This is a genomic window from Pseudomonas sp. S2_F07 (assembly GCF_054668325.1).
Genome location: NZ_CP162758.1, coordinates 440,003 through 464,894 on the forward strand (window position 1 = coordinate 440,003; position 24,892 = coordinate 464,894).

The following is a 24,892-nucleotide window of genomic DNA, read 5'->3' on the forward strand; positions in this document are numbered from 1 at the left end:
CGGTAGAACAGGATTTGTAACGCAACGACTGGCGCAAGGCCAGTCGTCTTTTCAGCGGGTAAGGCGTTAGCGTCGGTGGAAGCCGCCACCGCCGAAGGAGTGATACATGAACCGGGACGAGTCGTGATAACTGTTGAAGCGATCATTGCCGAAGGAGCGCGCATCGTACTCCCGGTTGAGATTCTGGACCTGAGCCGTGTTGACCGAATCGAGACGGGTTGCTCCGCCCTGGACCATCGATTGCCAGCCGCTATCGGTCCTTTTGTAAACGTTGCCATCACGGCCGGCGTACACGTTGTCGCCGACATGCGCCATGCCGCCGTCGCGATCATGGATACCGCCGTACTGGGTGGTGTTGCCGGTATTGGGGTTGTAGATGGCCCCGCGATTGGCGGTGACCTGGGTGCCGGTGCGAACGTTGCCGGCGGTCACATGCTGGCCGGCGATGGCTCCGCCGTCCGGGCCGACGGCCACACCGCTGCGGCCTGCGGCATAGTTGCCGTTGTAAACGTTGTGTACCGCGCCGCGCTGGCCTGCCGCGGCGATGCCGGTACGCGAGTTGTAGGAGGCGCCAACCTGGCCGGCCCAGCGATTGCCGGTCCAGGCGTTGTAGCCGCCGCCGTAGCGGCTGACCGAAGCGCGGTCGCCCCATTGGCGGTAGATGTTGCCGGTCGTGCCGGCCCAGCCACCGGGGCCCCAGGCAACGGCGCCACCGTGATAGCCGTAAGCGGCACCGCCCCAAGGCATTGGCGCCGGGTACAGATGCGGCCCCCAGGCGTAACCCCAACCGTAATTGCCCCACCATGGATAGGCGCCCCAGCCCCAACCCACGGCGGCCGTGCTGCCGCCCCAACTCCAGCCGAAACCGAAGCCAAACGTCCAGCCCGTCCAGGGTGTGTAGCGAATCGCCACGCCAAAGCCATAGGTCACCGGTGGGCCGTACCAGACACTGCCCACCCACGGCGTATAGGGATAACCGGTGCCATACACCACCACACCGCTGTCAGGGTCCAGCGTCGAACCCTGGTAACCCGGCGTGTAACCGACGACGACCGTATCGCCACTGGCTTCGTAGACTTTCACGTAAGTGACGTAGTGCATTGGTGAGCTGGGCGGGATCGAATAGATCACCGCCGGTACCGAAGAGGCGACCGTCCAGGGGCCTTGCACCGAGGTGGCCACGAACCAGATGCCGTTCTCCACCGCGTACCAGCTTTGTGCATCGACCATGATGATCGGCATCGGGCTGTTGACCACGTATTGCAGGGGCGTGCCCTTGATGGCCTTGAGTTGCGGCTCGCCGTCAAAGGTTGGCTTGGTCATTTTGACCTGGCTTTTCTTGATCGCCGAGGTCTGTGGAATGGTCGCTGCAATCGCCGCTTCCTTGGCCTGCGGTGTTCCGGCCACCGAGGCCTTTACGTTCTCCTTGGGGCTGTCATCGGGAATGTTGGCGAAGTCCGCCGGCAACTGGTCTGCGCCTACAAAGGTCCAGGGGCCTTTCATGTCACTGGCACGGAACCAGCGACCCGAGATCAGCACGTAGCTGTCCTGGTCACCGATCTCCTTGAAAATATGCCCGGTGGTGTTGGTCACATACAGCAGTGTGGTGTTCTGGATCGGCTGCCATTGCGGCGCGCCGTCAGTGACGATCAACTCGGTCGGCACCGTGGCGATATGGATCTGCGGAGTCGGCGGCTTGGCCAGCGTCGGTATCTTCTCCTTCGGATCGCTCTGGCCTGTCAGCAGGTCTACCTGTCGGCCCTGGATCGCAGCTTTCTTGGCCTTCTCCAGCTCGGCGGAGGGCGAGGGCAGTGGCGCATATTGTCCATCCAGATTGTCCGCTACCATCCAGCCATCGAACACGTGCAGGTAATGCTTGCCCTGTGCATCCTTGAGCAGCAACGGCCGGGTGTTGATCACTCGCTGCAGCGAGGTGCCATCAACGGGGCGATAGGCGGGTTCGCCATCGATGTACACCAGCAGCGCGGGCACCTCGGAGGAAATAATGGTCGGCGGGGTATTTTCCAGCGGCTCGCTGTTGGACTTCTGTTCGGCGGCGATGACACCGAGCGCGGCTTCGAGTTGGTCCAGGGAAATGGTTTTCGTGCGGTTCCCGGCGTCTTGCTTCACCGCGGCGACCCAGCTGTCAGCCTTGGTTGCGCTATCGGGGAAATCGGCCTTGGTGATGGTGTACTGATCGAGCGCCACCCAGCGCGTGGCCTTGTCGACCAGGGTGTGGGCGCTGAACTGCACGATGCCATAGGTGGCCTTGCCATCGGTGCTCGTGGCCTCCACGGCAGCCCGCGCGTGCAGGGTGTAACCGTCCCAGCTGTCCAGTTGCGGTTGGTAGATGGTCAATTTGGTGTCGCCGGCCGCCAGCACCTGTGGCCAGCTAGGGGCTGTCGGCGCCAGATTCCCGGGAGTTTGGGCGGGTGGCTCTGGTGTGGCCTGGACGCCGCTGAGCGGAATCATGCAGAGCATCAGTAAAACGGTGAGTAAACGCAGTTGAGGCATTGTCAGCTCCATCGACAAGACAGATTGTTGCGGCACTTCAGGGTTGCGAAAAGCATAGCTGCCGTTAATCAAAACGCCCGGCGGTTTGCCGGATTGGCTTAAAGTCGGGTACGGCAATCCATTGCCATGTGTTATTTGAAATGCTCCACCAACCGACTGATTCCATTGAGAGGCCGTAATGTTCAAAGGTATTTTGATCGACAAAGACGACAGCGGTTATCGGGCCACACTGCAAGAGATCCAGGACGATCAACTGCCCGAGGGCGATGTCACGGTGCGTGTTGCCTACAGCACGTTGAACTTCAAGGATGGCCTGGCGATCACCGGCAGCAGTCCGGTGGTGCGCAAATTCCCGATGGTGCCGGGCATCGACCTGGCCGGTGTCGTTGAAGCCAGCGGGCATCCGGACTACAAGGTTGGTGACCCGGTCCTGCTCAATGGCTGGGGTGTGGGCGAAGGGCATTGGGGGGGATTGGCGCAGAAAGCGCGCCTCAACGGTGACTGGCTGATCCCGCTACCCAAGGCGTTTACCGCGGCCCAGGCGATGGCCATCGGTACGGCGGGCTACACGGCCATGCTGTGCATCATGGCGCTTGAGCACAACGGCGTGACGCCCGAACAGGGCGAAGTTCTGGTGACCGGCGCCAACGGCGGCGTCGGCAGTTTCGCCATCGCCTTACTCAGCAGGCTCGGCTACCGGGTGGTCGCGTCCACCGGACGGACCTCGGAGCACGACTACCTGAAGCAACTGGGGGCCGGCGAAATCATCGATCGCGCCACCTTGTCCGAACCGGGCAAACCGTTGGCAAAGGAGCGCTGGGTGGCCGTGATCGACTCGGTCGGCAGCCACACCCTGGCCAACGCGTGCGCCAGCACCAAGGCCAATGGCACCGTCGCGGCCTGCGGATTGGCTCAGGGCATGGACTTTCCGGCATCCGTTGCGCCGTTCATCTTGCGCGGCGTGACCCTGGCCGGCATCAACAGCGTGACCCAGCCCAAAGCCAAGCGTGTGGCAGCCTGGAATCGCCTGGCCCGGGATCTGGACTTCAACCTGTTGCCGCTGATCAGTCACGAAATCGGCTTGAGCGAAGCCATTGAAGCCGCGCCACGCTTGCTGGCCGGGCAGTTGCGCGGGCGCGTGGTGGTGGATGTGAATCGTTGATCACTGCAACTCGCGCTCCAGCAACTGCCGTTTGCGCTCGACACCCCAGCGATAGCCCGACAGATTGCCATCGCTGCGCACCACGCGATGGCAAGGGATCGCCACCGCCAGGTTGTTTGCACCGCAGGCCTGGGCCACGGCGCGAACGGCTTTTGGTTGACCGATACGCTGGGCGACATCGGCGTAGCTGGCAGTGCTGCCCACGGGAATCTCCCGCAGCGCTTGCCAGACACGCTCCTGAAACGCCGTGCCGCGTACGTCCAGCGGCAAATCAAGGCCAATGGCCGGCGCCTCGATAAAGCCGACGACCCTGGCAATCAATTGCTCGAACTCATGATCGGCACCAATCAGATTGGCGCGGCGGAATTTGTCTTGCAGATCGCAGACCAGTTGATGCGGATCATCGCCCAGCAGGATCGCGCACACCCCGCGCTCACTCTGTGCCACCAGAATCGCGCCCAGCGAACACTGGCCGACAGCAAAACGAATGTCGTTGTTTTGACCGGCGGCGCGGTAGTCCCCGGGTTTCATTCCCAGCAACTGGTCTGCCGCTTCATAAAACCGGCTGTTGGAGTTGAAGCCGGCGTCATACAGGGCATCGGTCACCGAGCCGCCGTGTGCCAGGCGCTCGCGTACCTTGCGTGAACGATGGGCATCGGCGTAGCCCTTGGGCGTCAGGCCGGTGACGGCTTTGAATACGCGATGGAAGTGAAAGCTGCTCAGGCCCGCCGCCTCGGCCAATTCGCCCAGGGCAGGCAGCGTTTGCGCGCTTTCGATCTGGCGGCAAGCGGCGGCCACGGTGGAGGCATGTTGCGCGGCGAGTTCGCTCTGATCCTTCGTCGCGCGCTTGCTCGGACGATAACCCGCGGCCCGGGCCTGTTCGGCGCTGTCGAAGAATTCGACATTGTGGGGCTTGGGCAAGCGCGCGTGGCTGCTGGGATTGCAGTAGACGCCCGTGGTCTTCACGGCATAGACAAACTGCCCGTCAGCCTTGGGGTCGCGGGCGACCACGGCGGCCCAGCGCGGATCGTTTTCGATGGTGATCTTGGTCGATTGGGTTGTCATGGCGTCACGTCCATTGAGGGGTTGCCTGCACATTAACCATGGGGCAATTCCCACACACTCCGGCGCTTGCGGTCAAATTCGAAGTCTTTATCCGGCGGTACGGAAGGTGAAGTTGATACGTTGCTCGCCCAGTTTCGGATGATGGCCGTCCTTGATCGGCAGCACACCGTGATAACGCAGGCGATCCACGCCACCCCAGACCACGATGTCACCGTGGAACAGGGGAACGCGCTGACTTTTGTCGCCACGTGCAAAGCCGCCGAACAGGAACATCGCCGGCAAGCCCAGGGATACCGATACGATGGGGGCGGCCCAGGAATGTTCGTCCTTGTCCTGATGCAATGACATTTTTGCCCCGGGGATGTATCGGTTGATCAGGCAGGAATCCGGTGCAAAATCGGCGAAACCCGCTGCCTGCGCCGCCGCTTGCGCCAGTTGGAAAAACACTTCAGGCATCATTGGCCAGGGCCGACCGGTCTGTGGATCGTCGCGGGTATACCGATAACCGCTGCGGTCAGTGGTCCAGCCGAATGTGCCACAACTGCTCAGGGCGACCGACATGGTGAAACCGCCGGGTGTGATCATCTGCCGAAACGGTGCGGCCGCCAGCACTTCTTCCAGGGCCGGCAGCAAACGCTCCAGCCAAGGTAGGGCGAAGCCTCTGAGCACGTAGGATTGTTCGCCGATCTGCTCGTGCCTGGGCTGTTGCTCGGGCTCCGCATCGGCAAACAGATCGAAAGTCAGCGGGTTCATAGGCTCATGACGCATCGTGAAAGATGATTCCAAGGGTATGCCGTTTGCCGCTGTGCAGGCGACTCACGCCGTGACGCAAGGTCACGCGGTAGTAACCGCGAGTCCCTTTGACCGGCCGTTGATTGACCGCAAAGATCACCCCGTCACCTTGCTTCAGGCCGATGACCATGGGGCGCGACTGCATTCGCGGGCGCTGTTCAGTCAGGACAAACTCACCGCCGGTGAAGTCTTGATCCGGGTCTGACAGCAGGATCGCCACTTGCAGCGGGAAAACATGCTCACCGTATAGATCCTGATGCAAACAGTTGTAGTCCTGTGGACCGTATTGCAGCAACAAGGGTGTCGGACGGTTCTGACCAGCGGCATGGCAGCGATCGAGGAAGGCTGGATGGGTTTCAGGAAAACGCTGCGGCAAGCCCATTTGTTCATGCCAGCGATTGGCGATGGGCACCAGTCGCGGGTAGAGCGCGGTGCGCAGGCGAGCCACCAGATCCGGCAACGGGTAGTTGAAATACTTGTACTCGCCTCGGCCGAACCCGTGGCGAGCCATCACTACATGGGAGCGAAACAGTTCGGTTCGAGGGTATAACGTGCTGACTTGCCCGCAAGCCTTGTGGCTCAGCAGTGACGGGATGACGGCATAACCGTCCCGATCAAGTTGCTGCTCCAGCCGGGGCCAGTCCAGCCGGTCCAGATATTGCTCGCTCATTGCCGGGCCTCTCGTCGTTGAGGTGGCCAGTCTGCAAGGCAAGGATGAAGCTGGCACTCCGGTGCTTGCGGTCGAACTGCGAGGGGGAGGCGACGTCCATTGTCGCTCCGGACCGCTTTACAGCGCTTTGCTGACGCTGATGTCGCTGATGACGTCGCCCTGCCCATGAATGGCATCCAGCGCTGCCTTGGCCTCTTCCGGGGTGCCTTTTTCAAGCTGGGCAAACTCGAAGCGGCGCTCACCGTTGAGTTTGTATTTGATGACGTACTTGGTCGTTTGGGCCACGGTTGTATCTGCCTGTCTTGTGTTTCGGGTTCGCCGATCAGCTCAGTTTCGTGCTGGAGCGGCGAATGATTTTGATCGAGTGCGTCAGGGTGGGTTTACGCGTCACGCTGATAGCGCGGCGGTTGACGGTGTCGATCGTGATGTTCCAGAAGCCGGTGCTAGGGGCCGTGATGCGGGCCGGAAACGTGTCGAATGCACCACCGTGATAGGTGTGACGGCCGCCATTCTTGAAGCTGCGGAAGTTGGCGTCGTTCATCAAGCGGATGTTGCACATTTGGGAGCATTGAATGACGACGATGTCGTCTTCATTGAGGTGCTCGCGCTGATGGATAAATTTCATGAGGCGCCTCCAGAAGGGCTTTTTCTACAAAATCAAAACGATAGCATGGGCGATTGGCGCAGTTTATCAGCCCGAACGCCTTATTATCCCGCCGCCAGGACAATTAAAAACGCTTATTTCACATTTGATGAGCGATAAAGCAGTTTGTCTCGGAGAAAAATCGCAGTTGCGCTGTCCGAGGGTCTTTATCGGAGGTTTAGTATGAAGTGGGGTTTGTGGTTGTTGCCGATGGCACTGACGATCAGTGGTTGCGCGAACGTCTCGGACATCAACGAGTCCTTGCCGACAATGAACGTGATTTCCGGCAAGAAGCCCCATGAATACGCGCAATGCCTGAGCGAAAAACTGGCCGATAGCCGTGGCGCCTTGCAGATCCAGCCATACAAGGATGGCTTGCGCGTGATCGTGCCGCTCAAGTTTTCCGCGGGGCCGTCGGCCGTGTTTGACATTGAAGAACGCTCTGGCGGCAGCAGTATCAAGCTGCACGAGAGCATGTCCAATGTCCCGGTGCGGCCAAAGGACGTACAGAATGCTGCCAACGAGTGCATTTCCGGCTGATAGACTGTCGACCATCAGCACCGATGCCGCCCAAGCCCTGCTTGGGCGGCATCGTTATTTCTGGAGTCGAATATGAAACGAGAGCAGGTCCGGGAGCGCCACGCAGAGGGTTTGATCTCTGCCACCCATGTGATTCAGAACCCGGCGGAGCTGGGGGAATGGATCGTGTTTTTCAAGAAAAGTGCCGGGCGCAGCTATTTCCTGGTGGATGACAATGATGAAGTCGAGTCCTTCAGCCGCCTGGATGATCTGATCGAGACCGTGCGCGGGCTTGGAATCAAATTCGCCGAAATCCACATGTAGGGCGCGACACCTTACTTGCAGATCACCACGACGTTGCGGCTCTTGTAGTTGCCGACGTCGGCGCCAAGGGTCTTTTCGCTCTCCTTGAGCGCGGGGGTGCCATCGGTCCCGACGATCTTGTAGCCGGTGCCCGCGCAGGACGCATCGGCCTTTTCGTAGCACGCAGCCCAGGAGTTGGCTTCCCCGGAGCAGTCGATCGATAGACCTTGCTCTCCATTGGCCAGGTAGGTCTGTTCCGACGTTGCGCAGCCACTCAGGGCCAATACCGTCAGCAAAGGCAAAATTTTATTCATGGCTTGATCATCGTCAGGGGGGTGGGCTATGGCTGAGACAGCGCCGGTATCAAAAGGTTATAGCCAAGGGCCACTTCTTTTTCATTATTCATAAAAAAGCCCTGCTCCATGGCAGGGCCTTTCGCAACGGGCGTCGATCAGCTCTTGTCCTTGGCGCGTCGCTTGGGTTCCGGGTGCTCAAGCTCCAGCACCGAGGCCACTTCGATTGCCAGGGCTTCGGAAGGGAAAGGCCCGGCGATATTTTCACCGGCGACACTGGCCACCCACCATTGGCCGTCCTTCTCCTGATTGATCAGAAATCCGTTGACGCTTTTTACTGCCGACATCTACTTGCCTCGTTGTCTGGTTCAATCGCGCCATGATACCGCCAAACGCACCCAAGGGGTGCCGATGGGCGTATGGTGATGGGTTCCGGGCGGTAGAAACCGTGCATTTGCGCAAGTCTCTGCTATGCATAAGAGGCTGCGCAGCGACCTGCGCACCCTCGCAGGGAACTATCGGCAAGAATATTTCTCTATGTTGGCATCGGTTAGCCAGCGCGGGGGCATTGTAAGGTGCACGCCGCCTGATTAGACTGCGCCGAAACTCGTACACACAGCCCTTTCAAGGACTTATATGATCAAGAAATGCTTGTTCCCAGCAGCCGGTTACGGTACTCGCTTCCTGCCAGCGACTAAAGCCATGCCCAAAGAAATGCTGCCGGTGGTGAACAAGCCACTGATCCAGTACGGCGTCGAAGAAGCACTGGATGCCGGCTTGACCGAAATCTCCATCGTCACCGGTCGCGGCAAGCGCGCCCTGGAAGACCACTTCGACATCAGCTACGAGCTGGAAAACCAGATCAAGGGCACCGACAAGGAGAAATACCTGGTCGGCATCCGCAAGCTGCTCGACGAGTGCTCGTTCTCCTACACCCGCCAGACCGAAATGAAAGGCCTGGGCCACGCGATCCTGACCGGCCGCCCACTGATCGGCGACGAACCGTTCGCCGTGGTACTGGCGGACGACTTGTGCGTCAATCTCGAAGGCGACGGCGTACTGACCCAGATGGTCAAGCTGTACAAGCAGTTCCGCTGCTCGATCGTGGCCATCCAGGAAGTCGATCCGTCAGAGACCAACAAGTACGGCGTAATCGCCGGCGAGATGATCCGCGACGACATCTACCGCGTACACAGCATGGTTGAAAAACCAAAGCCGGAAGACGCACCGTCGAACCTGGCCATCATCGGCCGCTACATCCTGACCCCGGACATCTTCGACCTGATCGAACAGACCGAGCCAGGCAAGGGCGGTGAAATCCAGATCACCGACGCCCTGATGAAACAGGCCCAGAACGGCTGCGTGATGGCCTACAAGTTCAAGGGCAAGCGTTTCGACTGCGGCGGCGCCGAAGGCTACATCGACGCGACCAATTTCTGCTTCGAGAACTTCTACAAGACGGGCAAGGCGTACTGATCGCTTTCGACCTGACTGTATTGAAAAGCCACCTTCGGGTGGCTTTTTCATTTTCAGGCCCTATATCGACTGCAGCGCTTGCCCAACAAATGTCTGCGGGTATGCTGGTCACCTGCCGAGGAGATTGAAAATGGCCTACGATTTTGACCTTTATGTGATTGGTGCCGGTTCCGGTGGTGTGCGGGCTGCGCGGTTTGCCGCCGGGTTCGGCGCGAAAGTGGCCGTGGCCGAAAGCCGCTACCTGGGTGGGACCTGTGTGAACGTCGGCTGCGTGCCGAAAAAATTGCTGGTCTACGGTGCGCACTTCGCCGAAGACTTCGAGCAGGCTTCCGGTTTTGGCTGGAGCCTGGATGAAGCGCAGTTCGACTGGCCGACGTTGATCGCCAACAAGGACCGCGAGATCAATCGCCTCAATGGCATTTATCGCAACCTGCTGGTCAACAGCGGCGTGACCCTGCATGAAGGTCACGCGAAGATCGTCGACCCGCATCAGGTCGAGATCAATGGCGAGCGCTTCAGCGCCAAAAACATCCTGATCGCTACCGGTGGCTGGCCGCAGATTCCGGACATTGCCGGGCACGAGCATGCCATCAGTTCCAACCAGGCGTTCTTCCTCAAAGAGCTGCCCAAGCGTGTATTGGTGGTGGGCGGTGGCTACATTGCGGTCGAGTTCGCCGGGATCTTCCACGGCTTGGGCGCCAAGACCACGCTGCTGTATCGTGGCGAATTGTTCCTGCGCGGCTTCGACGGTTCCGTGCGCAAGCATTTGCAGGAAGAGTTGACCAAGCGCGGCATGGACCTGCAGTTCAATGCGGACATCGAGCGCATCGACAAGCAGGCCGATGGCAGCCTGAAAGTCACGCTCAAGGATGGTCGCCAGCTGGAAGCCGATTGCGTGTTCTACGCCACGGGGCGTCGTCCGATGCTGGACAATCTGGGCCTGGAAAACACCGGGGTCAAACTCGACAGCAAAGGCTTTGTCGAGGTCGATGAGCTGTATCAGACCGCCGAGCCGTCGATCCTGGCGCTGGGCGATGTGATCGGCCGTGTTCAGCTGACACCGGTGGCCCTGGCTGAAGGCATGGCGGTGGCGCGACGCCTGTTCAAGCCAGAGCAATATCGTCCGGTGGATTACAAGATGATCCCGACGGCGGTGTTCAGCCTGCCGAACATCGGCACTGTCGGTTTGACCGAAGAAGAGGCTCGCGAAGCCGGCCACGAGGTGCTGATCTTCGAAAGCCGCTTCCGGCCGATGAAGCTGACCCTGACCGAATGCCAGGAGCGCACGCTGATGAAGCTGGTGGTGGACGCCGGGACCGACAAGGTCCTGGGATGCCACATGGTCGGCCCGGAAGCTGGTGAAATCGTCCAGGGCCTGGCGATTGCCTTGAAGGCCGGCGCCACCAAGCGCGACTTCGACGAAACCATCGGGGTGCACCCGACGGCCGCCGAAGAGTTCGTCACCATGCGTACGCCGGTCGCCGGTTAAGCGTCCTTCGCTGCGTCTGCCGCTGCCGCCAGGGTCGCGGCCAGACGTACGCGTTCCTCCAGATCCGCCCGGGTCTTGGCCAGATCCATTTCCAGTGACCTGTTGAGCTGCGACTGCTCATCGACGTTCTGTTTGAGTGCCTGGCTTTCCAGCAGAGCGACGCGCAGGCGTTCCTGGAGGAGGGTGCGCTCGCCGTCGACGCGGGTGGCCTGTTCCAGTAACTGATCCTGGCGGGTATTGCTTTGCTTGAGCTGTTCTTGCAGCAGGCTCAGCTCGCGCAGGGTGCCGCGGTTTTCAGTCAGCAAGCGTTCGTTGTCGCGGTGCAACTGGGTGATTTCATCCTGGCGTACCAGCGCGCTTTGTTGTGCCTGGCGCAGTTCCATCTGCAGCTGTTGCACCTGGCCTTCGTGGCGACTCATTTCCTGTTCGCGTTGTTCCTTGACCGCATTGCGGTAGTGCTCCAGGGCGTCGCGAGTGTGCAGGTGTTTTTCTTCAAGGGAGCGGATCTGCTCGTCCTTGTCCTTCAAGCGCAGTTCGAAATCGGCCAGTGCCTGGTTCATCCCGGCGTTGCGGGTCTGCTCCGTTTGCAGCAAGGCGCGGGTTTCTTGCAGGGCCTCGGATTCCTGGGTCAGCGCCAGGCTTTGAAATTCGTATTGCTGGTGCAGTTCGTTGTTGGCCTCTTGCGCTTCGCCGAGCTGGTTATCCAGCGCCTTGCGTTGTTCCTCGTACTGCGTGCGCGCCTGGTCGATGGGCTCTTGCGCCTGCTCCTTGAGTCTTTGTGCGAGGCGCGCCACCAGCGCCATCAGTTCGTCGTCGATCGGTTCTGTCGGCGCTTCGACGGGTTCGACCCTGTCATCGAGCTCCTTGAGGTAGCGATGAATCGTGGTTTTCGAGCCGGTATTGCCCATCTCGATCCGTACGGCATCGATGCTGGGGTTTTCGCCGCGGGCGAGGATCGCCAACCGAGCGGCTTGAACCACCGCTTTATTTACACCGCCGCGTGCCATGAGATCTCCCGGGTTTTGATAATGTGGTACGTACCACGTAAATACACATTGTACCATTCAATTCATAAAGTTAAATGCTGAATGCAACTGACGCGGGATATACTGGTATTACCCCGTGTGATACACCCAATACCGGTTTTTGACCCGTTAAAGCGGTATGAATTCAAGAGTTGATCCCATGACAGAGCTGGATCGTTACCTGCAAGCCGCAACGCGTGACAACACCCGGCGTAGCTATCGGGCAGCCATCGAACACTTCGAAGTGACGTGGGGCGGTTTCCTGCCAGCCACCGGCGACAGCGTGGCGCGCTACCTGGTGGCCCATGCCGGGGTGTTGTCGATCAATACGCTGAAACTGCGTTTGTCGGCATTGGCGCAGTGGCACAACAGCCAGGGTTTTGCCGACCCCACCAAGGCGCCAGTGGTTCGCAAGGTGTTCAAGGGTATTCGCGCGCTGCACCCGGCCCAGGAAAAACAAGCCGAACCCTTGCAGCTTCGGCACCTGGAACAGGTGGTCAGTTGTCTGGAGCGAGAAGTGCAAGTCGCCAGGGCCGAGGGCGACCGGCCGGGGTTGCTGCGGGCCCGGCGCGACATGGCCTTGATCCTGTTGGGCTTCTGGCGCGGCTTTCGCAGTGATGAGTTGTGTCGGCTTCAGGTGGAACACGTGCAGGCCAGCGCCGGTTCCGGCATCAGTCTCTATCTGCCGCGCAGCAAGAGTGATCGCGACAACCTTGGCAAGACCTATCAGACACCAGCCTTGCAACGCTTGTGTCCGGTGCAGGCTTATATCGACTGGATTGCCGAGGCGGCACTGGTGCGCGGGCCGGTGTTCCGAGGCATCGACCGCTGGGGGCATCTGGGCGAGGAGGGACTGCACGCCAACAGTGTGATTCCGTTATTGCGTCAGGCGTTGGCGCGGGCAGGTATCGCTGGCGAGCTCTACACCAGCCACTCCTTGCGTCGCGGTTTTGCTACCTGGGCGCATCAGAGTGGCTGGGATCTGAAGTCGCTGATGAGCTATGTGGGCTGGAAGGACATGAAGTCGGCCATGCGCTACATCGAAGCCAGTCCGTTCCTCGGCATGGCGCGCATCACGGAAAAGCCGGTGTCACCCTAGGTCATTCCAAATCAGCTTCGAGCAACACAGCCCTGCACAACAGCAGGCCCGGCCCTTCGGGTTGTGCCTTAAAGCTGGCCATGCTGCGTTGCAGGCCTTGGAAAGGGAACAACCATTCCCAGCGGCCTACGCCTTGCCTGGCCAGCTTTAAGGCGACAACGCGGAGGGGAAACTAATTGAGAACACCCCCTAGATACCGTTTTCTTCTATTAATACCGCTGGCTAATAGCGAAAGCCAATCAGCAGCATCAGGTTTGCCAATGAGCCTTCCGTTCGTCGAGTGGGTAAAGTTCTCTCCATCAACTTCTTAACCCCTGACGGAGAGTCAACGATGCCTATCATCAACAGCCAAGTTAAACCGTTCAAAGCTGACGCATTCAAAAATGGCGACTTCGTAAAAGTTTCGGACGCTGACCTCAAAGGCAAGTGGTCTGTGGTGTTCTTCTACCCGGCCGACTTCACCTTCGTCTGCCCGACCGAGCTGGAAGACCTGGCCGACAACTACGACGCATTCCAGAAGCTGGGCGTCGAGATCTACAGCGTTTCCACCGACACCCATTTCGCCCACGCTGCCTGGCACAACACTTCGCCAGCCATCGGCAAGATCCAGTACACCATGATCGGCGACCCGACCCACGCCATCTCCCGCAACTTCGACGTGCTGATCGAAGAAGCTGGCCTGGCTGACCGTGGCACTTTCGTGATCAACCCTGAAGGTCAGATCAAGATCGTTGAACTGAACGACGGCGGTGTAGGCCGTGACGCTTCCGAGCTGCTGCGCAAGATCAAGGCTGCCCAGTACGTCGCCGCTCACCCAGGCCAGGTTTGCCCGGCCAAGTGGAAGGAAGGCGAGGCCACTCTGGCGCCGTCCCTGGACCTGGTCGGCAAGATCTAAGTCTGTGACGCGCTTCATCAGGGCGCACTTGCGCACCTTCTAAGCAAGCTGCACCGCCCAATAAAAACGCCCGGGCGAGATTCGCTCGGGCGTTTTTTTGCCTCAAGAATTCAAGGAAATCGCCCGTATGTTGGACACCAATCTTAAAGCCCAGTTGAAATCGTACCTGGAACGGGTCACCCAGCCGATCGAGATCGTTGCTTCTCTCGACGACGGTGCGAAATCCCAGGAAATGCTCGAACTGTTGAAAGACGTTGCCAGTCTTTCCACCCAGATTACCTTGCTCGATAACGGCGATGATGCACGCAAGCCGTCGTTCTCGATCAATCGCCCGGGAGCCGATATCAGCCTGCGTTTCGCCGGCATCCCGATGGGCCATGAATTCACGTCCTTGGTGCTGGCCTTGCTGCAAGTCGGCGGTCACCCGTCCAAAGCCAGTGTCGAAGTGATCGAACAGATCCGCTCGCTCAAGGGCGAGTTCACCTTCGAGACTTACTTCTCGCTGTCCTGCCAGAACTGCCCGGACGTGGTCCAGGCGCTGAACCTGATGGCGGTACTGAACCCGAACGTTCGCCATGTCGCCATCGACGGCGCGCTGTTCCAGGCTGAAGTCGATGAGCGCCAGATCATGGCGGTCCCCAGCATCTACCTCAACGGTGTGAACTTCGGTCAGGGCCGCATGGGCCTGGAAGAAATTCTCGCTAAAATCGACACCAGCGGCATCGAACGCCAGGCCGAGAAAATCAGCGCCAAGGAAACCTTTGATGTGCTGGTGGTCGGCGGTGGCCCGGCCGGTGCTTCGGCGGCCATCTACGCGGCCCGTAAAGGCATTCGCACCGGCGTCGCGGCCGAACGTTTTGGTGGGCAGGTGCTGGACACCATGGCCATCGAGAACTTTATCTCGGTGCAGGAAACCGAAGGGCCGAAACTCGCCGTGGCCCTGGAAGAGCACGTCAAGCAGTACGACGTGGACATCATGAACCTGCAACGCGCAGACAAATTAATCACCGGCAAAGAAGGTGAGTTGCACGAAGTTCACTTCACCAGCGGCGCGAAGCTCAAGGCCAGGACCGTGATCCTCGCAACCGGCGCGCGGTGGCGTGAAATGAGCGTGCCGGGCGAGCAGCAATACCGCAACAAAGGCGTGGCGTACTGCCCGCACTGTGACGGCCCGCTGTTCAAGGGCAAGCGCGTGGCGGTGATTGGCGGCGGCAACTCCGGCGTCGAAGCGGCCATCGACCTGGCCGGTATCGTGTCCCACGTCACGCTGCTGGAGTTCGACGTGCAGTTGCGCGCCGATGCGGTATTGCAGCGCAAGTTGCACAGCCTGCCGAACGTTACCGTGATCACCAGTGCGCAAACCACTGAAGTCACCGGCGACGGCCAGAAGGTCAACGGCCTGCGCTACAAGGATCGTCAGAGCGACGAATTGCGCAGTGTGGAACTGGAAGGGATCTTTGTGCAGATCGGTCTGTTGCCCAACACCGATTGGCTCAAAGGCACCATCGAGTTGTCGCCCCGTGGCGAGATCATCGTCGACGCTCGCGGTGAAACCTCGGTACCGGGCGTGTTCGCCGCCGGCGACGTGACCACCGTGCCGTACAAGCAGATCGTGATTGCGCTGGGTGAGGGTGCCAAGGCTTCGTTGAGCGCCTTCGATCACTTGATCCGGACTTCTGCACCGGCATAAGCACCGGCACTGAAAATAAAAAACCCCATGATTGATCATGGGGTTTTTTATGGATCAAAAGATCGCAGCCTGCGGCAGCTCCTACACCGATCTCCGTAGGAGCTGCCGCAGGCTGCGATCTTTTGATTCTGCTTTACAGTGGTGCTGGCTGGATGATCTCGACCCAGTAGGCGTCCGGGTCCTTGATGAACGCCAGGCTCTTCATGCGGCCATCGCTCAGGCGCTTCTGGAAATCGCAGCCCAGTGCTTCAAAGCGCTCGCAGGCGGCGACGATATCCGGTACCGAGATGCAGATGTGGCCGAAACCGCGTGGGTCGGTGTTGCCATTGTGGTAGGCGAACTCCGCATCGTGCTCGGTGCCGTGGTTGTGGGTCAGTTCCAGGATGCCGGGGATCGATTTCATCCACTCGGTGCGCGCGGCGGCGTCGGCCGGGATCTGGTTCTTGTCCACCAGCGCCAGGAAATACAGGCTGAACTCGGCTTCCGGGAAGTCGCGTTTTTCCACCAGGGTAAAACCCAGGATGCGTGTGTAGAAGTCCAGGGACCTGGTGATGTCCTTGACCCGCAGCATGGTGTGGTTGAAGACAAATTTCTGCGTGGCGGCGTCCGGTTGGGCGGTGACGCCGGGGAAGGTGTTCAATTCGTGCAGGCTCATGGGCCCTCCGGGAAATATGTGGGCTAACGAATGGCGACAATGATACGCAAGGCTTCGGACATCACCAAACCCAAACAGTCGGCTATTGCCTGACAGGCGGCCTGGGCCCAGACTTTACCGCTTGATCCTTGAGTGCCCATTGCAATGATTCGATTTCGTAACCTGCTGTTCATCCTGCTGAGCGTGTTTTCGCTGGCTGGCGTTGCTCGCGCCGATGCGCCAGTAGTGACCTGGCCGGAAGGTTGGCAAGTCGAAGAAGTGCCTGAATCGGCGTCGGGGGTCAGTCGCCAGCGTGCGGTGAAAAATGATCGGGATGGATCGCCGCTCATGGTGATGGAATTGACCATGAGCCCGGTGCAAAGCGATCACCAGGTAAACCTCGAGGGCGTATTGCTGGAGATGCGCAAGTCGGTTCAAAAAGACTTCTTTCAGGGCGGGTATCAAAGTGTCTGTACGCGCATTCATTCCACTACCTTGAGTCGATTGGCCGCGCTGGAAACAACCTGCACCATCACGCAAAACGGCCGGCATGTGCTTTCGCAAACATTGGTGGCCGCAGTGGATGCCGATAAGGCCTATGTTCTTTCCTACGCAGGGCAGGCCGAGGCTTATAAGGCGAGCCAGGATGAAATAGACGCAGCCCGTAACAGCTTGAAACTTTAGTCAACGACAGTGCTTTTTCGATGCATGAAGAAAATTTTAGATATCCAAATGGATTAAGCACAAAGTTGGTGGCAGTCAGGTAATTGTGCGGTGTCCGCCCGGGGTTTTAGATGGCCCATGAAAAAGCCCTGCACGAGCAGGGCTTTTTTTGTTGCCGCGAGAGTTAGCCGCGCAGCCAGGAATCAACGGTGGCTGCACCGTACTGTTCTTTCCAGGCTTTCAGGCCGCGGTGGTTGCCGCCCTTGGTTTCAATCAGCTCGCCGGTGTGCGGGTTCTGATAAACCTTGACCACACGGGCACGGCGGGTTTTAGGTGCTGCCTGCTGCAGGCCGGATTTTGCCGGGTTAGGGTCGAGAATGGCGATGATGTCGCGCAGGCTCTTGCCATAGGTTTTCATCAAGCCCTGGAGCTTTTCTTCGAATTCGATTTCTTTCTTGAGCCCGGCATCGTTCTTCAGGGATTCCAACTGCTTGAGCTGTTCTTGAAGGGCCTTTTCGGCTGCACGAAATTCAGCGAGTCTGGACAATATCTTTACTCCAATAGTGTGTTTGGCTGATACCAACCGCAAACAAAGCTATAAGCCAAGAGCCTTGAAGCGACTCGGTGATAGTGGCTCACCTGCCAATTTAGCGCAGGCATGAAAAATTGTAGTAGTTAATTGGCCAAGAGTAAATCCTGTCTTTTTCTTCATGTAACGTCAGTAGTCTTTTGATTCAAAATGGTGCGGCTAATCGTTTGTTTTGGCGATTAAATCTGCGAGTTAATGGTCGCTTAATGCACTAATGAATTCCGCTCCGGGCATGGGTTTGCCGAACAGATAACCTTGCAGGAAGTTGACCTGATGAGCGCTCAGGTAATCACTCTGCTCGCGGGTTTCGACACCTTCGGCCACCAGGGCAAGGTCGAGTTTGACCGCCAGTTCGATGATGCTGTCAAGTAGGTGGCTAGTGAGTGTATCGATGCCGATCATGGCGACAAAACTCTGGTCGATTTTCAGGAAATCGACATTGAACTGCCTTAGGTAGCCAAGGCTCGAGTGGCCCGTGCCAAAGTCGTCGATGGCGATTTTCACGCCCAGTTCGCGGAGTTGCTCGAACAGTTGCAGGGTGATGGCCGTGGGCTCGATCAATTCGCGCTCGGTCAGTTCCAGTACCAGATGGATCGAGCCTGGTTCGAACGCATCGAGAAACTCGCGGCAATCCTTGACCAGTTCCAGATCCTGGCAATGGCTCGCGGTGATGTTGATGCCAATGTGAAACGGCTTGTTGAAGCTGGCCGATAGCGGTGCGAGCAGGGCGGCGGTTTGTCTCATCAGTGAGCGGGTCATCGGTACGATCAGCCCGGAGTGCTCGGCAAACGGAATGAACAGATCCGGACGCACCAGGCCTTCCTTTGGATGTTGCCAGCGCATCAGCACTTCAGCACCGGACCAGCTTTTGTTGTCGCCCTGCACCACGGGCTGGAAATACGGAATGAACTCTTTAGCTTCCAGTGCCCGCTGCATTTCATAGGTGGGTGACGATGAGCGCTTTTGCAGGAAGTGACTGATTGCGCCGGCAATCACGCCGAAGAAAATCAGCAGGCTGAACAGCGGCGGATATTCGCTTCTCATGTATCGCCAGGTTTCACCTTCGGGGAAACCGGCTTCCACGGCAAACGCATAGTGCCCGGAGGTCAGGCGACTTTGCGCAACGGGCAACTCAGGCGTAGCGCCGGTATGAAACTTGCCGTCGGCGGACAACCAGTTCGGGCCAACTTGCAGCAACAGCAAGGTCTTGCGGCCGATCAAACGCAGGATATTGCTCAAGTGATAACCATCGAGGGTCGTCAGCGCGCCTTTATTTCCTTCGCTCAGGCGGTACACCAGCAAGGCGGTGTTGGGCGTTACCTGATTGCCGCTCATGAGCCATAAGGCGCCCTGGGTGTAGTCACCGGGGTTGACCGTCTCCTGGTAGTCGCCGAACAGAGAGCTGCAATAGAGGTTGTTGTCCCACACCAGACTGGTGGAACGCACGAAGGGGCGGCGAGTGACCTGCTCGCGCAGGGCCAGTTTGACGTCACTGCAACTTTGCCCCGCCAGCGGCAGCAATTCACGAGCGGCCTGGGCATTGTTGTCGAGCATCAGGTCGAACTGGCGAATCGCTTCTTCGGCGGTTTGCTGGGTGTCTTGTTGGAGCGCACGCCCTGCTTGCATGTAAAGAATGGCGGCCCCCAGCAGCACCGGGAGCAAGCCACTGATCAGGGTGATCGCAATTTTTTTCTGCGACTGCGGGTTTTGGTTTTCAACGGCATTCGCGAGTCCTGTCACGAAGAAGTAAGGCTCTCAATTGATGGCGGGGCAAACGCCTCCCATGAAGAGTTCGGGTACGGGCCATGATAGTTGGCCGTTGGCGGTTATGCCGCTCAATGCAAGTCAAGGCTTTCGGCCAGCTTGATAAAGGCCAGCGTCGCGGGTGATGCCTGGCGTCGATCGAGTACCGCCAGGCCGACCTGGCGCAACACGGCCGGCGACAGCGGTTTCTTCACCCAGCGGCGGTCAATCTGATCGGGCAATGAACCTTCGGCAACCACCGTTACCCCGTCGCCACGAGCGACGACATCCAGGGTGCTGATCAACTGCGAGCAGCGATAACGGATGTTGGGCGTCAATCGGGCCGCTGTGAACAGGCGTGAAACCAGCTCCGAAGAACCGGCCTCGGTCAACACGAACGGGAAATCGCACAGGTTCTTCAGGCTCAAGCTGTCGTGATTCGCCAACGGGTGTCCAGCGGGCAGCAGCGCGACCATCTGGTCCTCAATCAACGGGACCGTGTCGAAACGCTCCTCGGGCAACACCACAAAGCCGATGTCGATCCGTCGTTCCTCCAGCCACTGGAGCACCTGGCGGTCAGGGCCTTCGTCGATATGCACCTCGATGCCGGGATGGGCGGCGCGGTACTGCTGCAGAATCAACGGCAGCAATTTGATCGACGAGGTCGGGCCGAAGGAGCCGATGCGCAGCGTGCCGCGTTTCATGCCCCGCGCATCGGCCGCTTCCTGGCGCAGGGTGTTGGCCAGGCCGAGCATCGCCCGGGCGCGCAGCAACAACTGCTGGCCAATGTCGCTCAGTTCGACCTGGGATTGATGCCGACGCAACAGTTCGACACCCAACTCCAGTTCCAGGGACTTTAACGCATGGGACACCGCCGATTGGGAAATACCCAGGCGATTGGCCGCAGCCGTGAAGCCGTGGAGTTCGGCCACCAGCGAGAAAATCTCCAGCTGAGTGAGGGTCATGAGTGTTTGCTCATTTTACGATGACTGGGTATTAGCCGAATGATACGGCATCTCTTCACTATCCGGTCCTGGAATCCATGACGATCTGTGAGCAAAGCCTGTCAAAACCCTCGGATCGGCCGGTGTATCTGAAACTGGCGGCGGTCACCATGGTGTGGGGTGGCACCTTCGTCGCCGGGCGCTATCTGGCCGGCGGCCTCAGTCCGCTACTGGCGGCCAGCCTGCGGTTTCTGCTGGCCAGCGTGGCGTTGCTGCTGTTTATACGCATGGCGCGGACACCGCTGGTCCGGCCCAGCCCCCGGCAATGGCTGCAATTGCTTTTGCTTGGCTTTTTCGGGATCTTCTTTTACAACCTGTGCTTCTTTTATGGCCTGCATTACATCAGCGCTTCACGGGCGTCCTTGATCGTGGCGCTGAACCCGGCGGTGATCGGCCTGGCTTCCTGGCTCCTGTTCAAGGAGCGCTTGAACCGGGCCAAAGTCGTCGGCATCGCGATCTGCATGACGGGCGCGAGCATGGTGATCGTCAGTCGCGACCCGCAACTACTGGCCGGCGGTGCCGGTGCCTGGCTCGGTGATCTGTTGATTTTCGGCTGTGTCCTTGGCTGGGGTGTCTACTCGCTGTTCTCCAAAGAACTGAATCACAGCCTGGGACCGGTACAAACCGTGACCTGGTCGATCCTGCTGGGCACCGGCATGCTCTTGGTCACCTGCATCGCGCGCGGTGAGGTGAGTGTCGCCGCCATCGCCCAGCTCGGTGCGCAGCAATGGTTGAGCCTTTTGTACCTGGGCGTGCTGGGTTCGGCGCTGGCGTACATCGGCTACTACGACGGCATCCGCAAGATCGGTGCGACCCGTTCCGGGGTGTTCATTGCCTTGAACCCGTTGACGGCGGTGATCCTCGGCGCGCTGCTGCTGGATGAGCCGCTGACGCTGGCCATGTGCCTGGGTGGCGGGTTGATACTGGCGGGGATTTTCCTCTGCAACAAACCCCTTGCGCGGGCATGGAAAAAGGGGATTTGATACAGAAGGCGGACAAATCGATTTACGCTGTGTAGAATCCGGTTACGCATACAATAATAATCGTCTTCTGGCAGCAGAAGCCTCGCCCGCAAGAGCCTTGGGTCGACAATGAAGATATTCGGGTTTCAACTGATCTACGGTGACTTTCTCGCCCGCAGTGTGCGGGGCATCTCCTGTGCGCCACCCACCGGTCTCAGCATTGCTTACAACTAACCTTTGTTAATTGATAAAAAAATGATGAGGCGCCGACCATGGCAGATTTATACGAAAACCCAATGGGCCTGATGGGCTTTGAATTCATCGAGCTCGCATCGCCGACCCCGAACACCCTGGAGCCGATCTTCGAGATCATGGGCTTCACCAAGGTGGCGACCCACCGTTCCAAGGACGTGCACCTGTACCGCCAGGGCGCGATCAACCTGATCCTCAACAACGAACCCCACAGCGTGGCCTCGTACTTCGCGGCCGAGCACGGTCCGTCGGTGTGCGGCATGGCGTTTCGCGTCAAGGATTCGCAAAAAGCCTACAAGCGTGCCCTGGAACTCGGCGCCCAGCCGATCCACATCGAAACCGGCCCGATGGAACTGAACCTGCCGGCGATCAAAGGCATCGGTGGTGCGCCGCTGTACCTGATCGACCGTTTCGGCGAAGGCAGCTCGATCTATGACATCGACTTCGTGTTCATCGAAGGTGTGGACCGCCATCCGGTCGGCGCCGGCCTGAAGATCATCGATCACCTGACCCACAACGTGTATCGCGGTCGCATGGCCTACTGGGCCAACTTCTACGAGAAGCTGTTCAACTTCCGCGAAATCCGCTACTTCGACATCAAGGGCGAGTACACCGGCCTGACCTCCAAGGCCATGACCGCACCCGATGGCATGATCCGCATCCCGCTGAACGAAGAGTCGTCCAAGGGCGCGGGGCAGATCGAAGAGTTCCTGATGCAGTTCAACGGCGAGGGCATCCAGCACGTTGCGTTCCTGTCCGATGACCTGATCAAGACCTGGGACCACCTGAAAAGCATCGGCATGCGCTTCATGACCGCGCCGCCGGAAACTTACTACGAAATGCTCGAAGGCCGTTTGCCGAACCACGGCGAGCCGGTGGGGGAACTGCAGGCGCGAGGCATCTTGCTGGACGGATCGTCCGATTCGGGCGACAAGCGTCTGCTGCTGCAGATCTTCTCGGAAACCCTGATGGGGCCGGTGTTCTTCGAGTTCATCCAGCGCAAGGGCGACGACGGTTTCGGCGAAGGCAACTTCAAGGCGCTGTTCGAATCCATCGAGCGTGACCAGGTGCGTCGTGGTGTTTTGTCCACGGACTAAGCCGATGTAAAAAAACCGGTCGTTGACCGGTTTTTTTGATCAAAAGATCGCAGCCTTCGGCAGCTCCTACAGGGAATGCAAACCATGTAGGAGCTGCCGAAGGCTGCGATCTTTTGCGTTAAGGCCTGCGCTGGCGTACCAGATGCTTGAACCCTTCGAACACCAGCACCAGCACCGCCATCCAGATCGGGATGTAGGTCAGCCATTCGCCGGCCTTGATGCTCTCTCCCAACAGCAACGCCACACCCAGCAGCAACACCGGTTCGACATAGCTCAACAAGCCGAACAGGCTGAACGGCAGCAGGCGACTGGCAATGATATAGACCACCAGTGCCGATGCGCTGATCACGCCGAGCATGGGGATCAACAGCGACAACCATGGGTGCTGTTCAAACACACCAAAACCTTGCGCGCCGCTCTGGACGAACCAGAACGCCACCGGCAGGGTCAATGCCATGTCCAGCCACAAGCCACCGAGGTTGTCCGCCGCCAGCCGTTTGCGCAGGACGAAGTAGGCCGGATAACCCACGCAGACCAGCAAGGTCGCCCAGGAAAACCCACCGACCTGATACACCTCGTTGACCACCCCCAGGCAGGCGAACACCACGGCAACTTTTTGCAGGTAGGACAGGCGTTCGCCGTAGGCCAGGCGACCGGTCAAGACCATGGTCAGCGGCAGCAGGAAATAGCCGAGGGATACATCAAGGCTGTAGCCGTTCAACGGCGCCCACATGAATAGCCACAATTGCACGCCGAGCAGGGCCGAGGAGGCGATCAACGCACCCATCAGTTTCGGATTGGCCATGGCGCGCCGAACGATCTCCACCACGCGTTTCCATTCCCCGGACACCACCATGAACACGGTCATGCACGGGACGGTCAGCAGCATGCGCCAACCGAAGATTTCCACGCCGCTCAAGGGGGTGAGCAGCGACGTGTAGTAATACATGACGGCAAACAGCACCGAGGCTGAAACCGATAGAGCGATACCTTTAGACAAGCTGTCCTCGCGTGATTTTGAGTGAGATTTAAACGGGCGCAGAGGATACGTGGTTTTTCAGGCGAATATTGACCGATCAATCAACCAGGACCCTGTGGGAGCGGGCTTGCTCGCGAAAGCGGTGGGTCAAACAACATTGATGTGGCTGACACTCCGCCTTCGCGAGCAAGCCCGCTCCCACATTGGTTTTCTATTTCTTCAGGTACTGCGCGGTGTACGCCCCGACACAAAATGGCTCACATCATTGAACCCCGGTGTCGACGCATGCCCCGGCGTCACCAGCGAATCGATGAACGCCTCGTCCTCGGCCGTGATCTTCACCGCCTGCGCCTTAGTGTAGGCGTCCCATTGCTCCTCCGTGCGCGGCCCGACAATGGCCGAGGTCACGGCGCTGTTGTTCAGCACCCAGGCAATCGCGAACTCGACGATGCCGACGCCACGCTGCCGGGTGTATTGCTGGATCTGCTGGGCGATGTGCAAGGACTCGACTCGCCATTCGGTTTCCAGGATGCGTTTGTCCTGGCGTCCGGCTCGGCTGCTGGCGTCCGGTTTCACATCCGGCGCGTATTTACCGCTGAGCACACCGCGCGCCAACGGGCTGTAGGGCACCACGCCCAGACCGTAGTTGTGCGCCGCCGTGATCTGCTCGGTTTCAGCCTGGCGGTTGACGATGTTGTACAGCGGCTGGCTGATCACCGGCCGGTCAACCCCCAGTTTGTCGGCCACGCGGATGACTTCGGCGATGCGCCAGCCACGGTAGTTGGACAGGCCCCAATAGCGGATTTTGCCCTGGCGAATCAAATCGCCGATGGCCGAGATCGTGACTTCCAGCGGCGTATTGTGGTCTTCGCGGTGCAGGTAATAGATGTCGAGGTAGTCGGTGCCCAAGCGCGTCAGGCTGGCATCGATGCCGTTGAACAGGTGCTTGCGACTCAAGCCGCTGCGGTTGGGGACGCCATCCACGGGACCGAAGCCGACCTTGGTGGCCAGCACCCATTCATGGCGGCGGCTGGCGATGGCTTCGCCGACGATTTCTTCGGAACGGCCGTTGGTGTAGACGTCGGCGGTGTCGATGAAGTTGATGCCCTGGTCCCAGGCCTTGTCGATGATTCGCAGGGAATCTTCGGCGCTGGTCTGTTCGCCGAACATCATGGTGCCCAGGGTCAGGGTGGACACCTGCAGACCCGAATGACCCAGCGTGCGGTAGCTCATGAGCAAATCCTTTTACCAGTGGGAAAGGCTCAATCAGATATCAAAATTGTTGGACATGGCAAACGAAAAAGATCGCAGCCTGCGGCAGCTCCTACAGGCTG

26 protein-coding genes are annotated in these 24,892 nt (G+C 59.2%); 11 read left to right on the plus strand and 15 right to left on the minus strand.

Annotation, left to right across the window (positions count from 1 at the left end; translation table 11 throughout):
- Positions 1–66: 66 nt before the first annotated feature.
- On the minus strand, positions 67–2,514 hold the full coding sequence (locus tag AB4O40_RS01910) for a hypothetical protein (protein ID WP_056724486.1): 2,448 nt from the start codon (positions 2,512–2,514) through the stop codon (positions 67–69).
- A gap of 178 nt (positions 2,515–2,692) precedes the next feature.
- On the opposite strand from AB4O40_RS01910, the gene acuI reads away from it, so the two are divergent.
- The gene (gene acuI, locus AB4O40_RS01915) at positions 2,693–3,676 is read left to right on the plus strand and encodes an acrylyl-CoA reductase (NADPH) (RefSeq protein ID WP_056724488.1); all 984 of its coding nucleotides are present in this window, start codon (positions 2,693–2,695) and stop codon (positions 3,674–3,676) included.
- Here acuI and ada read toward each other — a convergent pair whose 3' ends face one another.
- From ada to AB4O40_RS01940, 5 genes are all read right to left on the minus strand, one after another.
- Positions 3,677–4,741 carry a bifunctional DNA-binding transcriptional regulator/O6-methylguanine-DNA methyltransferase Ada gene (gene ada, locus AB4O40_RS01920; RefSeq protein ID WP_056724490.1) on the minus strand — a complete coding sequence of 355 codons (1,065 nt, stop codon included), beginning with the start codon at positions 4,739–4,741 and terminating at the stop codon, positions 3,677–3,679.
- Positions 4,742–4,828: 87 nt separating this feature from the next.
- Positions 4,829–5,509, minus strand: coding sequence for a DNA oxidative demethylase AlkB (alkB, locus tag AB4O40_RS01925; protein ID WP_056724491.1), 681 nt, complete (start codon positions 5,507–5,509; stop codon positions 4,829–4,831).
- Positions 5,499–6,203, minus strand: coding sequence for a 2OG-Fe(II) oxygenase (locus AB4O40_RS01930; RefSeq protein WP_056724493.1), 705 nt, complete (start codon positions 6,201–6,203; stop codon positions 5,499–5,501). Before AB4O40_RS01930 ends, alkB begins: the two co-directional genes overlap by 11 nt.
- 117 nt (positions 6,204–6,320) lie before the next feature.
- Positions 6,321–6,488, minus strand: a complete 168-nt coding sequence (locus AB4O40_RS01935) for a hypothetical protein (RefSeq protein WP_177336470.1) — start codon at positions 6,486–6,488, stop codon at positions 6,321–6,323.
- 37 nt (positions 6,489–6,525) lie between these two features.
- Positions 6,526–6,828, minus strand: a complete 303-nt coding sequence (locus AB4O40_RS01940; protein WP_007912251.1) for a DUF1883 domain-containing protein — start codon at positions 6,826–6,828, stop codon at positions 6,526–6,528.
- A 201-nt stretch (positions 6,829–7,029) separates the two neighbouring features.
- Between AB4O40_RS01940 and AB4O40_RS01945 the strand changes: the two genes are divergently transcribed.
- Both AB4O40_RS01945 and AB4O40_RS01950 read left to right on the plus strand, forming a co-directional pair.
- A complete protein-coding gene (locus tag AB4O40_RS01945; RefSeq protein WP_056724495.1) occupies positions 7,030–7,386 on the plus strand; it encodes a hypothetical protein in 357 nt (118 codons plus the stop codon).
- Between the two features lie 72 nt (positions 7,387–7,458).
- Positions 7,459–7,689 carry a hypothetical protein gene (locus AB4O40_RS01950; protein WP_056724496.1) on the plus strand — a complete coding sequence of 77 codons (231 nt, stop codon included), beginning with the start codon at positions 7,459–7,461 and terminating at the stop codon, positions 7,687–7,689.
- Positions 7,690–7,700: 11 nt separating this feature from the next.
- On the opposite strand, the gene AB4O40_RS01955 is transcribed toward AB4O40_RS01950, so the two are convergent.
- Together AB4O40_RS01955 and AB4O40_RS01960 are read right to left on the minus strand one after the other, a co-directional pair.
- On the minus strand, positions 7,701–7,982 hold the full coding sequence (locus tag AB4O40_RS01955; RefSeq protein ID WP_046038393.1) for a hypothetical protein: 282 nt from the start codon (positions 7,980–7,982) through the stop codon (positions 7,701–7,703).
- Between the two features lie 137 nt (positions 7,983–8,119).
- On the minus strand, positions 8,120–8,308 hold the full coding sequence (locus tag AB4O40_RS01960) for a hypothetical protein (protein WP_056724498.1): 189 nt from the start codon (positions 8,306–8,308) through the stop codon (positions 8,120–8,122).
- 289 nt (positions 8,309–8,597) lie between these two features.
- Here AB4O40_RS01960 and galU point away from each other — a divergent pair, with 289 nt between their 5' ends.
- Both galU and gorA read left to right on the plus strand, forming a co-directional pair.
- Entirely contained in the window at positions 8,598–9,437 is an 840-nt protein-coding gene (gene galU / locus AB4O40_RS01965) for a UTP--glucose-1-phosphate uridylyltransferase GalU (protein ID WP_056724500.1), read from the plus strand.
- A gap of 130 nt (positions 9,438–9,567) precedes the next feature.
- A complete protein-coding gene (gene gorA / locus AB4O40_RS01970) occupies positions 9,568–10,926 on the plus strand; it encodes a glutathione-disulfide reductase (RefSeq protein ID WP_056724502.1) in 1,359 nt (452 codons plus the stop codon).
- Here gorA and AB4O40_RS01975 read toward each other — a convergent pair.
- The gene (locus AB4O40_RS01975) at positions 10,923–11,933 is read right to left on the minus strand and encodes a DNA-binding protein (protein WP_056724504.1); all 1,011 of its coding nucleotides are present in this window, start codon (positions 11,931–11,933) and stop codon (positions 10,923–10,925) included. The genes gorA and AB4O40_RS01975 overlap by 4 nt on opposite strands.
- Positions 11,934–12,111: 178 nt before the next feature.
- Here AB4O40_RS01975 and AB4O40_RS01980 point away from each other — a divergent pair, with 178 nt between their 5' ends.
- From AB4O40_RS01980 to ahpF, 3 genes are all read left to right on the plus strand, one after another.
- Positions 12,112–13,050 (plus strand): site-specific integrase, encoded by a 939-nt coding sequence (locus AB4O40_RS01980; RefSeq protein ID WP_056724506.1) that lies wholly within the window; start codon positions 12,112–12,114, stop codon positions 13,048–13,050.
- Positions 13,051–13,381: 331 nt separating this feature from the next.
- A complete protein-coding gene (gene ahpC, locus AB4O40_RS01985; protein WP_007975937.1) occupies positions 13,382–13,945 on the plus strand; it encodes an alkyl hydroperoxide reductase subunit C in 564 nt (187 codons plus the stop codon).
- Positions 13,946–14,072: 127 nt separating this feature from the next.
- On the plus strand, positions 14,073–15,635 hold the full coding sequence (ahpF, locus tag AB4O40_RS01990; RefSeq protein WP_460056410.1) for an alkyl hydroperoxide reductase subunit F: 1,563 nt from the start codon (positions 14,073–14,075) through the stop codon (positions 15,633–15,635).
- Between the two features lie 133 nt (positions 15,636–15,768).
- On the opposite strand, the gene gloA is transcribed toward ahpF, so the two are convergent.
- Positions 15,769–16,290: a lactoylglutathione lyase gene (gene gloA / locus AB4O40_RS01995; RefSeq protein WP_056724511.1), complete on the minus strand. Its 522-nt coding sequence runs from the start codon at positions 16,288–16,290 to the stop codon at positions 15,769–15,771.
- 144 nt (positions 16,291–16,434) lie between these two features.
- Here gloA and AB4O40_RS02000 point away from each other — a divergent pair, with 144 nt between their 5' ends.
- A complete protein-coding gene (locus AB4O40_RS02000; RefSeq protein WP_056724513.1) occupies positions 16,435–16,953 on the plus strand; it encodes a DUF4946 domain-containing protein in 519 nt (172 codons plus the stop codon).
- A gap of 163 nt (positions 16,954–17,116) precedes the next feature.
- Here AB4O40_RS02000 and AB4O40_RS02005 read toward each other — a convergent pair whose 3' ends face one another.
- From AB4O40_RS02005 to AB4O40_RS02015, 3 genes are all read right to left on the minus strand, one after another.
- Positions 17,117–17,479 carry a histone-like nucleoid-structuring protein, MvaT/MvaU family gene (locus tag AB4O40_RS02005; RefSeq protein ID WP_008065377.1) on the minus strand — a complete coding sequence of 121 codons (363 nt, stop codon included), beginning with the start codon at positions 17,477–17,479 and terminating at the stop codon, positions 17,117–17,119.
- A gap of 234 nt (positions 17,480–17,713) precedes the next feature.
- On the minus strand, positions 17,714–19,207 hold the full coding sequence (locus AB4O40_RS02010; protein ID WP_460058193.1) for an EAL domain-containing protein: 1,494 nt from the start codon (positions 19,205–19,207) through the stop codon (positions 17,714–17,716).
- Positions 19,208–19,356: 149 nt separating this feature from the next.
- The gene (locus AB4O40_RS02015; protein ID WP_056724516.1) at positions 19,357–20,229 is read right to left on the minus strand and encodes a LysR family transcriptional regulator; all 873 of its coding nucleotides are present in this window, start codon (positions 20,227–20,229) and stop codon (positions 19,357–19,359) included.
- A 77-nt stretch (positions 20,230–20,306) separates the two neighbouring features.
- Between AB4O40_RS02015 and AB4O40_RS02020 the strand changes: the two genes are divergently transcribed.
- Positions 20,307–21,251 carry a DMT family transporter gene (locus AB4O40_RS02020; RefSeq protein WP_460056405.1) on the plus strand — a complete coding sequence of 315 codons (945 nt, stop codon included), beginning with the start codon at positions 20,307–20,309 and terminating at the stop codon, positions 21,249–21,251.
- Between the two features lie 251 nt (positions 21,252–21,502).
- A complete protein-coding gene (gene hppD / locus AB4O40_RS02025) occupies positions 21,503–22,579 on the plus strand; it encodes a 4-hydroxyphenylpyruvate dioxygenase (protein WP_056724520.1) in 1,077 nt (358 codons plus the stop codon).
- A gap of 118 nt (positions 22,580–22,697) precedes the next feature.
- Here the strand turns inward: hppD and rarD are convergent, their stop codons facing one another.
- Together rarD and AB4O40_RS02035 are read right to left on the minus strand one after the other, a co-directional pair.
- Positions 22,698–23,579, minus strand: a complete 882-nt coding sequence (gene rarD, locus AB4O40_RS02030) for an EamA family transporter RarD (RefSeq protein WP_056724522.1) — start codon at positions 23,577–23,579, stop codon at positions 22,698–22,700.
- Positions 23,580–23,777: 198 nt separating this feature from the next.
- On the minus strand, positions 23,778–24,791 hold the full coding sequence (locus AB4O40_RS02035; RefSeq protein ID WP_223540909.1) for an aldo/keto reductase: 1,014 nt from the start codon (positions 24,789–24,791) through the stop codon (positions 23,778–23,780).
- Between the last annotated feature and the right edge of the window lie 101 nt (positions 24,792–24,892).

Coding starts and splice junctions, on each gene's coding strand:
- AB4O40_RS01910 (WP_056724486.1), bottom strand. CDS start 2,514: ATGCCTCAACTGCGTTTACTCACCGTTTTACTGATGCTCTGCATGATT.
- acuI (WP_056724488.1), top strand. CDS start 2,693: ATGTTCAAAGGTATTTTGATCGACAAAGACGACAGCGGTTATCGGGCC.
- ada (WP_056724490.1), bottom strand. CDS start 4,741: ATGACAACCCAATCGACCAAGATCACCATCGAAAACGATCCGCGCTGG.
- alkB (WP_056724491.1), bottom strand. CDS start 5,509: ATGCGTCATGAGCCTATGAACCCGCTGACTTTCGATCTGTTTGCCGAT.
- AB4O40_RS01930 (WP_056724493.1), bottom strand. CDS start 6,203: ATGAGCGAGCAATATCTGGACCGGCTGGACTGGCCCCGGCTGGAGCAG.
- AB4O40_RS01940 (WP_007912251.1), bottom strand. CDS start 6,828: ATGAAATTTATCCATCAGCGCGAGCACCTCAATGAAGACGACATCGTC.
- AB4O40_RS01945 (WP_056724495.1), top strand. CDS start 7,030: ATGAAGTGGGGTTTGTGGTTGTTGCCGATGGCACTGACGATCAGTGGT.
- AB4O40_RS01950 (WP_056724496.1), top strand. CDS start 7,459: ATGAAACGAGAGCAGGTCCGGGAGCGCCACGCAGAGGGTTTGATCTCT.
- AB4O40_RS01955 (WP_046038393.1), bottom strand. CDS start 7,982: ATGAATAAAATTTTGCCTTTGCTGACGGTATTGGCCCTGAGTGGCTGC.
- AB4O40_RS01960 (WP_056724498.1), bottom strand. CDS start 8,308: ATGTCGGCAGTAAAAAGCGTCAACGGATTTCTGATCAATCAGGAGAAG.
- galU (WP_056724500.1), top strand. CDS start 8,598: ATGATCAAGAAATGCTTGTTCCCAGCAGCCGGTTACGGTACTCGCTTC.
- gorA (WP_056724502.1), top strand. CDS start 9,568: ATGGCCTACGATTTTGACCTTTATGTGATTGGTGCCGGTTCCGGTGGT.
- AB4O40_RS01975 (WP_056724504.1), bottom strand. CDS start 11,933: ATGGCACGCGGCGGTGTAAATAAAGCGGTGGTTCAAGCCGCTCGGTTG.
- AB4O40_RS01980 (WP_056724506.1), top strand. CDS start 12,112: ATGACAGAGCTGGATCGTTACCTGCAAGCCGCAACGCGTGACAACACC.
- ahpC (WP_007975937.1), top strand. CDS start 13,382: ATGCCTATCATCAACAGCCAAGTTAAACCGTTCAAAGCTGACGCATTC.
- ahpF (WP_460056410.1), top strand. CDS start 14,073: ATGTTGGACACCAATCTTAAAGCCCAGTTGAAATCGTACCTGGAACGG.
- gloA (WP_056724511.1), bottom strand. CDS start 16,290: ATGAGCCTGCACGAATTGAACACCTTCCCCGGCGTCACCGCCCAACCG.
- AB4O40_RS02000 (WP_056724513.1), top strand. CDS start 16,435: ATGATTCGATTTCGTAACCTGCTGTTCATCCTGCTGAGCGTGTTTTCG.
- AB4O40_RS02015 (WP_056724516.1), bottom strand. CDS start 20,229: ATGACCCTCACTCAGCTGGAGATTTTCTCGCTGGTGGCCGAACTCCAC.
- AB4O40_RS02020 (WP_460056405.1), top strand. CDS start 20,307: ATGACGATCTGTGAGCAAAGCCTGTCAAAACCCTCGGATCGGCCGGTG.
- hppD (WP_056724520.1), top strand. CDS start 21,503: ATGGCAGATTTATACGAAAACCCAATGGGCCTGATGGGCTTTGAATTC.
- AB4O40_RS02035 (WP_223540909.1), bottom strand. CDS start 24,791: ATGAGCTACCGCACGCTGGGTCATTCGGGTCTGCAGGTGTCCACCCTG.